Annotated in this window: 11 protein-coding genes; 6 read left to right on the top strand and 5 right to left on the bottom strand. The window is 70.5% G+C overall.

Features of this window, described 5'->3' with window-relative positions; all coding sequences use genetic code 11:
• On the top strand, positions 1 to 258 hold a 258-nt coding region (locus ACGFNK_RS45570; RefSeq protein WP_393427285.1), incomplete at its 5' end, for a BON domain-containing protein.
• A gap of 54 nt (positions 259 to 312) precedes the next feature.
• On the opposite strand, the gene ACGFNK_RS45575 is transcribed toward ACGFNK_RS45570, so the two are convergent.
• On the bottom strand, positions 313 to 1,242 hold the full coding sequence (locus ACGFNK_RS45575; RefSeq protein ID WP_189325420.1) for a DUF1918 domain-containing protein: 930 nt from the start codon (positions 1,240 to 1,242) through the stop codon (positions 313 to 315).
• Positions 1,243 to 1,406: 164 nt separating this feature from the next.
• Between ACGFNK_RS45575 and ACGFNK_RS45580 the strand changes: the two genes are divergently transcribed.
• On the top strand, positions 1,407 to 2,081 hold the full coding sequence (locus ACGFNK_RS45580) for a CBS domain-containing protein (protein WP_393427288.1): 675 nt from the start codon (positions 1,407 to 1,409) through the stop codon (positions 2,079 to 2,081).
• A gap of 52 nt (positions 2,082 to 2,133) precedes the next feature.
• Here ACGFNK_RS45580 and ACGFNK_RS45585 read toward each other — a convergent pair whose 3' ends face one another.
• The 4 genes from ACGFNK_RS45585 to ACGFNK_RS45600 form a co-directional block, all read right to left on the bottom strand.
• Positions 2,134 to 2,598, bottom strand: coding sequence for an Hsp20/alpha crystallin family protein (locus ACGFNK_RS45585; RefSeq protein ID WP_393427291.1), 465 nt, complete (start codon positions 2,596 to 2,598; stop codon positions 2,134 to 2,136).
• Between the two features lie 3 nt (positions 2,599 to 2,601).
• Entirely contained in the window at positions 2,602 to 3,831 is a 1,230-nt protein-coding gene (locus ACGFNK_RS45590; protein WP_393427294.1) for a nicotinate phosphoribosyltransferase, read from the bottom strand.
• A 39-nt stretch (positions 3,832 to 3,870) separates the two neighbouring features.
• A complete protein-coding gene (locus ACGFNK_RS45595) occupies positions 3,871 to 4,488 on the bottom strand; it encodes a hypothetical protein (protein WP_393427297.1) in 618 nt (205 codons plus the stop codon).
• A gap of 138 nt (positions 4,489 to 4,626) precedes the next feature.
• Entirely contained in the window at positions 4,627 to 5,445 is an 819-nt protein-coding gene (locus tag ACGFNK_RS45600) for a universal stress protein (RefSeq protein WP_393427300.1), read from the bottom strand.
• A 259-nt stretch (positions 5,446 to 5,704) separates the two neighbouring features.
• Between ACGFNK_RS45600 and ACGFNK_RS45605 the strand changes: the two genes are divergently transcribed.
• The 4 genes from ACGFNK_RS45605 (at position 5,705) to ACGFNK_RS45620 (ending at position 10,466) form a co-directional block, all read left to right on the top strand.
• The gene (locus tag ACGFNK_RS45605) at positions 5,705 to 6,580 is read left to right on the top strand and encodes a universal stress protein (protein ID WP_393427308.1); all 876 of its coding nucleotides are present in this window, start codon (positions 5,705 to 5,707) and stop codon (positions 6,578 to 6,580) included.
• A gap of 22 nt (positions 6,581 to 6,602) precedes the next feature.
• Positions 6,603 to 8,135: an AAA family ATPase gene (locus tag ACGFNK_RS45610; RefSeq protein WP_393427311.1), complete on the top strand. Its 1,533-nt coding sequence runs from the start codon at positions 6,603 to 6,605 to the stop codon at positions 8,133 to 8,135.
• 226 nt (positions 8,136 to 8,361) lie between these two features.
• Positions 8,362 to 8,883 (top strand): hypothetical protein, encoded by a 522-nt coding sequence (locus ACGFNK_RS45615; RefSeq protein WP_393427302.1) that lies wholly within the window; start codon positions 8,362 to 8,364, stop codon positions 8,881 to 8,883.
• A complete protein-coding gene (locus ACGFNK_RS45620) occupies positions 8,880 to 10,466 on the top strand; it encodes an FAD-dependent monooxygenase (protein ID WP_393427305.1) in 1,587 nt (528 codons plus the stop codon). Before ACGFNK_RS45615 ends, ACGFNK_RS45620 begins: the two co-directional genes overlap by 4 nt.
• The last annotated feature ends 163 nt before the right edge of the window (positions 10,467 to 10,629 follow it).

A 10,629-nucleotide genomic window follows, 5' to 3' on the forward strand; every position in this document is an offset into this window, starting at 1 on the left:
AAGGTCTTCCTGCGGTCGGACGAGGAAATCGAGGAGGAGGTCCGCCGCACCGTGGTGTCCTACCTCTTCCCGGCCTTCAGCCACGCCATCCACGTAAACGTGCACGAGGGCGTCGTCACCCTCCGCGGACACATCCAGGACACCTCGCTGATCTCGGTTGCCGTGCGCCTCGTGCGCGCAGTGGAGGGCGTCGTGGATGTCGAGCCCCACCTCAGCGGTGAGTCCACCACTCCGGCCGGACCGAGGGGCGAGCGGTAAAAGGTCGAACCAGTCGTACGTACCGGGCGGGGAGGAGTGGCCGGCGCTCCTCCCTCATTGCTCGGCCGAAGTAATACGGCGCCCCGTGATGCGCGTGGGCTGGATCGACACCCACATCTCGCGTTCACCGCCTGGCCACGGCGTGGTGTGGGCGCGATCGACCAGCTTGCGCACGGCGTCAGGGTCGGTGACCTCACGCGCGGGTCCGACGACGAGCACGCTCCAGCCCTGGCTCATGGCTTCGTCGACGTGGTCGACCTCGAAGGCGACTTCCGATCCCACGGCCGCGGCCGGGACCGAGTCCGGCGCGGTCCGGAACGCGATCGCGTCGTCGACGACCTCGTAGTTCACCGGAACCACCGCCGGGCCGTGCGCTGTCGACACCGCGACGCGCCCCACGCCGTGTGTGGACATCAGGGTGCGGCATTCGTCGGGGTGAAGGTCGAGCAGCCGAGGGTGCAGGAGCGCCTGGCCCAGGCCAGGCGGCAGATCGATGCCGCCTCCGCGCAGAGCGGCGGTGGTGGTGCCCAGCGCATCGGCCAGGCCGATAAGAGTGGCAACGGTCGGGTCGGCAGGCTGTTCTTCGAGGTATGCCAGGTATTCCGGTGCCATTCTGGCGCGGCGGGCTGTCTCTTCCCGGGTCAGTCCTTGGCGTGTGCGTTCGGTGGCAACGCGGCGGCCGATGTCACCGGGATTGGGCGGCCTGCCCGGCGGGGTTCCGCGGGGCTCGGCACTTCTCTGCCCGCCTGCCTGGTCCGTACGTGGCCGGGAAGGCTCGTGTGCGCTCCCGGGCCCGTGCTCGATGTGACGGATGTGTGCGTCAGGCCCGGGAAAGACGAGGGTCACCTCATCCGTGTCCGACCAGCGCACATCGTAGGGAGGCGTTCCATCCTCGTGGTGGAGTCCGACAATCTCGCCTTCGCGCCTGGTGGCGCCGGTGGCAGGGCTCTTCACCACGAGTTGATCGCCGAGTTGAGCTCGCATGATCGCCGCCGTTTCCGCAGAATGCTGCTGTAACCCAACGTCCCACGCGCGGCGTGCCGCCGCACGGGACTGAGAACCTCCGTGATCCGGATAGCCGGACGGCCGGTCCGGCGCCGCCCCATCCCCTGGCCACCGGCTGTCTCCGCCCGGAAGGGACAGGCGACATGCACCACCGTACGGTCGAAGAGCTCATGACCCGAGACGTCGTGCGAGCACGGCGCGACATGCCGTTCAAAGAGATCGTGAAACTGCTCGCGGACAACGACGTCACCGCCGTACCCGTGGTCGACGAACTCGACCGCCCCGTCGGCGTGGTGTCCGAGGCCGACCTGCTGCGCAAGTCCTCCGCCCAGGCCGACCCGTCCGGCCTGACACCAGTTCCGCATCTGGAGGCGTGGGAGCGTGCCAAGGCCGAAGGCGCCAGGGCCGAGGAGCTGATGTCGGCTCCCGCCGTGTGCGCGCGTCCGGAGTGGACCGTGGTCGAGGCGGCTCGCCTCATGGCGGTCCAGAACGTCAAGCGACTGCCCGTGGTGGACGAGACGGACCGGCTGCAGGGCATCGTCAGCCGCAGCGACCTGCTGAGGATCTTCCTGCGCCGTGATGACGCCATCCGGGACGAGATCACGGGGGACCTGCTGCGGGGGACCCTGGGACCTGTCGCCTCGGACGTGACGGTCGAGGTTCGCGAAGGGCATGTGAGCCTTGGTGGATCCGTCAAGGTCAGAAGCCTGATCCCGGTGATCGAGCGGCTGTGCCGGAGCGTTGACGGCGTGGTCTCTGTCGCCGAGCACATCGCGCACCGCCCGGACGACTCCCAGAATTCGGCAAAGGGCAGCTGAGGGAATCGCAGGAACGGGCTGGGAGCAAACGAGAGCTGCTCCCGCCCTTGGCTCAGCCTGCGACCTCGATGCGACGCGCCTTGGCTTTCTCGGCTTTCGGGACACGGACGGTGAGAACCCCGTTGGTCAGCTCGGCGCTGATGTGTTCGGTGTCCGAGTTCGGCGGCAGACTCGTGCGGTAGTCGAACTCCCCGACGTGGCGGGCGCGCCGCCGGACCACGCCGGTGCGTTCCTTCTCCTTGATCTCGCCGTGGACATCGATCTCGGAGTCGGTGACCTCCACGGTGATGTCGTCCTTGTCCACACCGGGAAGCTCCAGCTCCACAAGGTATGCGTCCTCGGTGTCCTCGATGTCCGCCAGCGGCGCCCATGCCCCGGCGGTGCCGAGTTCGGCGCCGCCGGGAAAGGCGGACTGCATGAGACGGTCCATGCGGGTGTGCAGGTCCTCAAGTTCGCGGATGGGGTCCCATGCGGGGAGAGCGCCCCTCCCATGGTGATGGTGCGCGGGCAGCGTCATCGGTCATCCTCCTTGCATCTGATCCCCGGCCAGGTCGGCGGCGAACCTCTCCCCGCTCTCGTCCAGAGTGGGGCGCTCGACGGTGCGACTCCCGTTCCGCATGACCGTCTCCAGCAGCGGTACGCCCGCCGCTGGCGGCTGCTCATCATGGAGCCCGATCACGTCCGCGAATCCGGGACGGCGGAACACCTGCTTCTGTCCAGGGGCGGTCACCTTGGCCGAGGAGAGCTTCAGCACCGGTCGGCCGTCGTACTCGACCATCTTGTAGGCCGAGTCCAGGAACGGGGCGTCGGCCGAGACGCCGACGCGGGTGCCGACGGCGTAGACGTCGATCGGCGCCCCGGAGCGGACCAGTTCGTCCACTGCGTACTCGTCGAGACCGCCGCTGGCGATGATCCGTACGTCCGGCCGTCCTGCCGCGTCGAGGATGGCGCGCGCCGTCAGCGCCAGGGCTCCCAGGTCTCCGCTGTCCAGCCGTACGGCCGAGCCGGGCCCACGGTCCAGGTCCCGCAGGACGCGGGCCGCGATGCGTACCCCCTCTTCGGTGTCGTAGGTATCCACCAGGAGCGTCACCGGACCGGGGTGGGACCGGGCGAAGGCCCGGAAGGCCGCCTCCTCCGTTCCGAACGCCTCGATGTACGAGTGGGCCATCGTGCCGACGGCCGAGAGTCCTTCGGCGGTGGCCGCGGCGACGTTGCTCGTTCCGGCGAATCCGACCATGGCGCTCAGCCGGGCGGCCTGGAAACCGGCTTGAGGGCCGTGCGTGCGGCGCAGGGAGAAGTCCACGACCGGGTGTCCCGCCGCGGCCAGGACGCACCGTGCGGCTTTCGAGGCGATCGTCGTCTGGTGGTTGACCTGGTTGAGGATGTACGTCTCGACCAGCTGGGCCTCCGGGAGCGGAGCGGTCACCTCCAGCAGTGGCTCGGCCGCCAGGACGATCCGCCCCTCCGGCACCGCCCGCACTTGGCCGGTGAACTCCATGCCCAGCAGCGGGGCAAGATCACGCGGAGGCCGGTGCAGTGCTGAGGCGAAGGAATCGACATCCTCGGCGTCGACCCGGAACCCGGACAGGAAGTCCAGCGACGACTCCAGGCCGGCGGCCACCAGGAAGCCCCGGCCGGGCGGCATGTCGCGGACGAACAGGCTGAACGTTGCCGGGCCGGTCATCCCCTCCCGCAGGTACGACATCGCCATCGTGACCTCGTAGAGGTCTGTGGTCGTCGCATCGGACATCTGCGTCACCTCTTGGACCACGCTCAGGGCCCTGGCCTGTCACCTGTGGAACCGCGCGGACCAGAGGGGTTCCACCCGGTCCCATTCGGCGTCCGACTGTGCGTACCTTCTGCGGTTCAACGCCAGGCGCATGCCTTTGCGCGCAGCAACGAAGCCGGCGTACACGCCGACCGCCGTCATGCCGCCCATAAGCCAGCCACCGGCCTTCGCGTTGGTCGCGGACATCGGCGGGTTCTTGACGGTTCCTTCCCGGTCCACCCATATCCGCACGGTGGAGCCTGCGGTCTTGTCCAGCGGTGCAGGAGCGCTTCCCGTCTGCTGCCGGCCGTCCTTATCGGTCCACCTGACCTGAACCTTCTGCTTCTCGTCCGCAGCACCGCCCGATGCTGCCTCCGGGGCCGAGGTCACCCGAGCGGTGACCTGGAACCGCTCCGCGGACTGGGCTCGAACGGTGCGCATCGTCGACTCATGGACCGCCAGCCCCGCGCTCACCGAAGCCACGGGCAATCCGAGGACAAGCACCGCCAGCAGGAAGCCGGAGCACCAGGCTTCGGCCCGATCGGACGTACGCCTCAGTGGGTTCGCGCCCCTCGGCGGGGGCTGCTCCTTGTGCGGTCGGTGGGGACCGGATGCGTGCGGCGGATCCTTTGCGCTCATGGTCTGGCCTCCAGCTGTTGCTGGTGCGTCCCCCCGCCACATCTGCTTCCCTCACTACCCTCCAACGGCGGCAGAGTCCGATCACTGGGCCGAAGGTCCCTGCTGAACGGCCACTCGACCCACCCTGCTCGTCACCGGTCACACCTGCGGTACGACCGCGATCGGACACGGCGCGTGATGCAGCACCGCGTGGTTGACCAGGCCCAACTGCAGACCCACGTGCCCATGTCGCCTGCGGGCCCCGACGACGAGCAGATCAGCACCGGACGCAGCCTCCAAGAGCGCCCGCCGCGCCGGGCCCTCGACCACCTCGCTACTCACCGGCACGTCCTGATACCGCTCCGCAGGGCTGCGCAGTGCGTCAGCGAGCACCTGTGCCGGCGGGCGCCCCATGGCCTGGAGGGCGTATCCGGAAAAGCCCGGCGGTCCAGGGTTCCCGACCGGGACGCTCCAGGCGTGCACCGCCACCAGCCGACAGCGCCGCACATGGGACTCCCGGAACGCGAAGTCCACAGCCGTACCGCTGCCCTGCCCGTCCTCGACACCGACGACGACGCTCCCGAACCGGCCGTTCCGGTGCTCCAGCCCACCCCGCACGACGACGACCGGGCAGTCGGCATGAGCGGCCACGGCCAAGCTGACCGAGCCCAGGAGCAGCCCGGCGAGATCTCCGAGCCCTCGGGATCCGAGTACCAGAGCGAAGGCGTTGCGCCCTTTGCCGACCAGGGCGGACGCCGCGTCCTCGTGCACCACCTCACTGGACAGCCGTACCGTCGGCGCGCTCTTGCCGGCTCGCTCCGAGGCGACAGCCACCAGGTCGGGCGTCTCGTGGTCTGTTACGGCCGCGTGCACGAGATGGAGCGGCACCTCGTGCCGGACCGCCTCGTCCGCGGCCCATTCCACCGCCTCAAGGCTCGCCTCGGACCCGTCGATGCCGACCACCACGGGAACCACCACCGCTCCCACCTCCCTTGCTCCGGACTTCACGCCCGTGCGAGCGCCGCCTCGCCGGGGACCACATGCGCCGCGAGGAGATCTGGGGTAGTCCTCGATGCAGAAGCACCGTGCTCTGTCGGTCGGCGCCAGCGCTCGTGCGTCGCGTCGAGCACGCCCCACGGCCGGCCTGCACGGCCACCGACGCACGGGGGCGGCAGCCGTCCGGGCGGTGACCGCACTCACCGTCCTTCCAGCTTCGTACGAGACGGAGGCAGTCGCCATGGAACAAGCCCTCACCGTCGGCCTCGACGGCTCACCCGAGAGCCTCGCCGCCGCCCGCTGGGCCGCCGACGAAGCCGAGCGACGCAATCTCGCCCTGCGCCTGCTGCACGCATGGCCCCTGCTGACCCCGGAGCCGACCCGCATCCCCGCGGAAATCGATCAGAACTACTGGGCGAAGCGGCTCATGCACAACGCCCAGGCGGAACTCCAGGCGCGCCACCCGGGCCTCACCGTCGTCGGCAACCTGGTCGCCGACGACGCACAGAAGGCACTGCTCCAGGCATCGTCGGAGTCCGAGATGCTCGTGCTCGGCTCGCGGGGCCTGACTCCCGTGGAAAGCTACTTCCTCGGCGACATCAGCATGCCCGTGGTGGCACGCGCCGAGCGGCCCGTGGTCCTGGTGCGCGCCGAGCGGGGGGAAGAAGGTCGCGCGCCCGAATCAGGTTCGGCAGGCGGCGTGGTGGTGGCACTGAAACTGCACGGACCGTGCGACGACCTGCTCGAATTCGCCTTCACCACCGCCGCGGTGCGGGGCGTGCCGCTCCGCGCCGTCCATGGCCGCAGCGTGCCGATCCACGCGTACGCCCCATGGGGCGTGGACCACACCGTGACCCACGAGGTCAGGCAGGAGGCCCAGAAGGGCCTGAGCCAGGCCTTCCGCCCCTGGCGCGAGAAGTTCCCGGGCGTGGTCGTAGCTGAGGCCATCCGCCTCGACAGCCCCGCCAGGGCCGTCGTAGGAGCCGCCGCAGGCGCCGAGTTGCTGGTCGTCGGCCGACGCAAGCACCACCCGCCCCTGGCACCACGCCTGGGCCCCGTGGCCCAGGCCGCCGCCCACCACGCGCGCTGCCCTGTCGCCGTCGTCCCCCATGACTGAGCCGAACCACCCCGGCGAGCCGATGGCGTCGGCGCGGCGGGACGACGTCCCCAGAGCCCCGTCGCTCTCGCGCGCCGAGGTGCGCGAGACACACACCGCCGCGGTCCTCTTCATCAGGGACCGTGCCTACAAGGTGAAGAAACCAGTCGACCTGACATTCCTGGACTACACCACGGTGGCCGCCCGGAAGGCCGCGTGCGAGAGAGAGGTCGTCCTCAACCGCCGTTTCGCCCCAGACGTCTATCTCGGCGTCGGCGAATTCCGCAGCCCGGACACCGACGTACCGGAACCCGTCGTGGTGATGCGCCGCATGGCCACCGAGCGGCGCCTCTCCCGGCTGGTACGGGAAGGAGCGGCCGTCGACGACCCCCTTCGGGCCGTCGCCCGGCTGCTCGCCGCCCACCACGCGAGCGCACCTCGCAGCCGGGAGGTGACCGAGCAGGGGACGCGCGACGCACTGGCCTCACGCTGGGAAGCGAGCTTCGCCCAGGTCCGCGCCCTGCCCGGCGACGGCACCGTGCCCGACGGGGTGGAGGAGATCGAGCAGTTGGTGCGCCGCTACCTCGCCGGCCGCGAGCCCTTGTTCGACAGGCGCATCGAGCAGGGGCGGGTGGTCGACGGCCACGGAGACCTGCTCGCCGAGGACATCTTCTGCCTCGACGACGGCCCACGCGTTCTGGACTGCCTGGAGTTCGACGACACCCTTCGTTACGTCGACGGCCTCGACGACGCCGCCTTCCTGGCCATGGACCTGGAACAGCTCGGGGCGCCGGAGGCCGCGGCGTTCTTCCTCGCCGAATACAGCGAATACTCCGGTGACCCGGCGCCTCCCTCCCTGCGCCACCACTACGTCGCGTACCGCGCGTTCGTCCGGGCCAAGGTCTCCCTGATCCAGGCTCGCCAGGGCACGCCCGGCGCGGAGGCGGCAGCACACCGGCTGATCACGACCGCCCTGCGCCACCTGCGCGCTTCCGCCGTCGGCCTGACCCTCGTCGGCGGACTCCCGGGCAGCGGCAAGTCCACACTCTCCGGCGCGCTCGCCGACCGCCTCGGCGTCACCCTGCTCAGCAGCGACCGCCTCCGCAAGGAACTGGCGGGCTTCCCGGCGGAACAGCCGGCTGCCGCCGCCTACGGCGAGGGCCTGTACTCCCCCGAATGGACCAACAAGACGTACGCGGCCCTCCTCGACCGCGCATCGACCCTGCTGTCCCAGGGTGAGTCCGTCGTCCTGGACGCCACCTGGCACGACGCCGCACAGCGCGAAGCCGCCCTCAGCATGGCCCAACGCACCTACGCCGACCTCGTTGCCCTGCACTGCCACGTTCCAGACGAGGTGACCACATCCCGCCTGGCCACCCGCGCGCCCGGGGAGTCCGACGCCGGCGTCGACGTGGCCACCGCCATGGCTGCCACGGAACCGCCCTGGCCTGAGGCCGTCAGCGTCGACACGAGCGGTTCCCTGGAGGCCGCGGTGGCCCAGGCACTGGCAGCGATCCGCCCGCACGCCGACAGCCAGGCACCGGTCTTCCGTCGCCCCTACATGGAGCCGGACTAGACGAGTTGGGACGCCCGCACATGGCCGGGGACAACGGCCAATTCCCGGCCCGCGCCACCAGGTTTCGCGCGGCACGGCGCATTCGCTCATGGTGGTTGTACGGGGGCACTCCGGTCCGGCAGGAGGCGTGGCAGGGCCGGGGCCCCGTACGCCCGTTACGGCACTTCGTGAGGCGGCCACCATGGGTGAACAGAAACCCCTCGACCCTAGCGAGGCGTGGAGGGCCGTGGCCACATGCTTCCTCTCCACCTTCGCGCTGCTCGCGCGGCACCGGGTCCGTCTGCCGAAGGAACGGCAGGAGATGCGGCTGCGCTTCGCCGACGGCACCTCGGCCCGGGTGTACCGGGAGACCCGACTCGGCAGCGGTTTGGCGAAGGACCCGTGCACGCTGGTGGTCACCTTCCGGCTGCGCCTGGTCCGCGGGCCCGCACACGCCCTGTTCCGCGTGGAGAGCCTGCTGAACACCCCGCTGTTCGTCGGCTTTCCTGGTTTCACCTCGAAGCTGTGGCTGGCCCACGACGAGCACGATCGCTACCGCGGCGTGTACGAATGGGACGGCACGGAGCGAGCCGAGCACTACGCGCGTTCCCTGTGGCGGGTCCTGGCGCTGGTCAGCGTGCCTGGTTCGATCAGCTATGCCGTTGTGCCCGGGCTGCGCCGCGACGATGTGATCGCGGATCCTGGGCTGATCGAAAACCTTGCGCCGCACGACAGCGCAGCATGGTGGCGCATCCAGGCCGGGACGTGACGACAGTGGTGGACATCCTGGTCGTCGGGGCCGGTACAACCGGCCTCACCCTCGCTCTGGAGGCCCATGACCACGGAGCACGGATCCGCATCGTCGAGCGGCGTCCCGGGCCGTTCCGGCCCTCCCGTGCGCTCATCCTGCACCCCCGCACTCTGGAAGTCCTGCGCCCACTCGGCGTCACCGACGCCCTGCTGGAGCTGGCGGACCCCGCCCCAGCAGTCGACCTTCATCTCGGCTCCCGCGTCGTCGAGACCAGGCTCGCGGACCTCGCACTGCCCGACACGGCGTTCCCCCATCTGTCACTCATGCGGCAGATGGACGTCGAACGAGTGCTGACGCGGGCACTCGCCGACCGCGGGGTGACGGTGGAACGGAGCACCGAACTGACCACTGCCAGCGACGACGGGCACAGCGTGCGAGCTGTGCTGCGCTCGCGGCACGGCATCGAGGAGATCCGCTGCCCCTTCGTCGTCGGCTGCGACGGCCCGGCCAGTACCGTGCGGGCCTGGGCCGGCATCGGATGGCACGGCAGGCCCTACGCCGAAGAGGTGGTCCTCGCCGACCTCGACCTCGGCGGCATCTCCGAGCGCTCCGGTGCCGAGGTGTTCGCGGGGCGCCAAGGGCTGTTGTTCCTTTTCCCGCTCGGCGAGCAGGCCACCTGGAGACTGCTGGCCACACGGGCGTCCACCGACGGGGCCGGCCGGAACTTCGGCCAACCCGGATCCGCCGTCCCGCAGGCCGAGCTCCAGCACCTCCTCAACGACGCGGGGCTTCAGGCCCGGATCGAGCGTCTCGCGTGGTCCGCGCGGGTGCCGCTGCAGTGCGGGCTCGCCGGGCGGTTCCGCCGGGGGCGGCTCTTCCTCGCGGGGGACGCGGCGCACAACTACTCACCGGCCACCGGCCAGGGCATGAACGCCGGTATCCAGGACGCGGTGAACCTCGGCTGGAAGCTCGGCTTCGCGGCGAGCGGCTCCAGGGGTGAGTCCGCGGACGGGCGCGGTGCCGACGTGCTGCTCGACTCCTACGACAGGGAGCGCAGAGCAGCTGCCCACCGACGGCTGATCCTCACCCACACGGCGTTCTGGGCGGAGGCGTCGACCGGCCGGATCCCTTCATGGTTGCGCGCGGTGGCCGCTCCGCTCACGGCCCCGGCCATACCCGCCCTCCTGCACCGGCGGCGGCTGGTCGCCGAGGCCATCCGACTCATCTCCCAGCTGCGGGTGAACTACCGGCACAGCCCCCTGTCGGTGGAGGGAACACCGCCCCTGCGCGGCGCTCCCCGCCCAGGAGACCGCCTGCCGGACGCGACCGTCAGCGTCGAAGGACCTCCCAGGCGGCTGCACGAGCTGCTGGCCCGCCCGGGTGTGCACCTGCTGCTGCAGCGCGAGGCCGACCCGCCGCCGGACGCCGCGCCCGGTCCCCTGGTTACCGTCCTCCGGCTGACGAACAGCCCCGGTCGCGGGCTGGTGGCCGTCCGTCCAGACGGGCATGTCGGCTTCCGCTGCGGGACCGCCGACCCGGCCGGGCTGACCGGCTGGCTCTCATTGATCGGCGCAGCGGCATCTCCGCCCGTCCGGCCATGAACACCAACGGAGCCCCACACCCCGGCCCGGGAGTCCGACGGCACTGAGGAGCCCGACAAGCTGATGGCCCCGGTTGCCCTGCCGTACTCCCAGAGCGACGGTGGAGAGAACCGGCCGAGTCAGCCAGGGAGTGGGTGACCATGCGGGCCCTCGTCTACCACGG

This window comes from Streptomyces sp. NPDC048825, from assembly GCF_043198355.1.
In the GTDB taxonomy this organism is placed as follows: Bacteria; Actinomycetota; Actinomycetes; order Streptomycetales; family Streptomycetaceae; genus Streptomyces; species Streptomyces xiangluensis.

Coding starts and splice junctions, on each gene's coding strand:
- ACGFNK_RS45575 (WP_189325420.1), bottom strand. CDS start 1,242: ATGCGAGCTCAACTCGGCGATCAACTCGTGGTGAAGAGCCCTGCCACC.
- ACGFNK_RS45585 (WP_393427291.1), bottom strand. CDS start 2,598: ATGACGCTGCCCGCGCACCATCACCATGGGAGGGGCGCTCTCCCCGCA.
- ACGFNK_RS45590 (WP_393427294.1), bottom strand. CDS start 3,831: ATGTCCGATGCGACGACCACAGACCTCTACGAGGTCACGATGGCGATG.
- ACGFNK_RS45610 (WP_393427311.1), top strand. CDS start 6,603: ATGGCGTCGGCGCGGCGGGACGACGTCCCCAGAGCCCCGTCGCTCTCG.
- ACGFNK_RS45595 (WP_393427297.1), bottom strand. CDS start 4,488: ATGAGCGCAAAGGATCCGCCGCACGCATCCGGTCCCCACCGACCGCAC.
- ACGFNK_RS45580 (WP_393427288.1), top strand. CDS start 1,407: ATGCACCACCGTACGGTCGAAGAGCTCATGACCCGAGACGTCGTGCGA.
- ACGFNK_RS45605 (WP_393427308.1), top strand. CDS start 5,705: ATGGAACAAGCCCTCACCGTCGGCCTCGACGGCTCACCCGAGAGCCTC.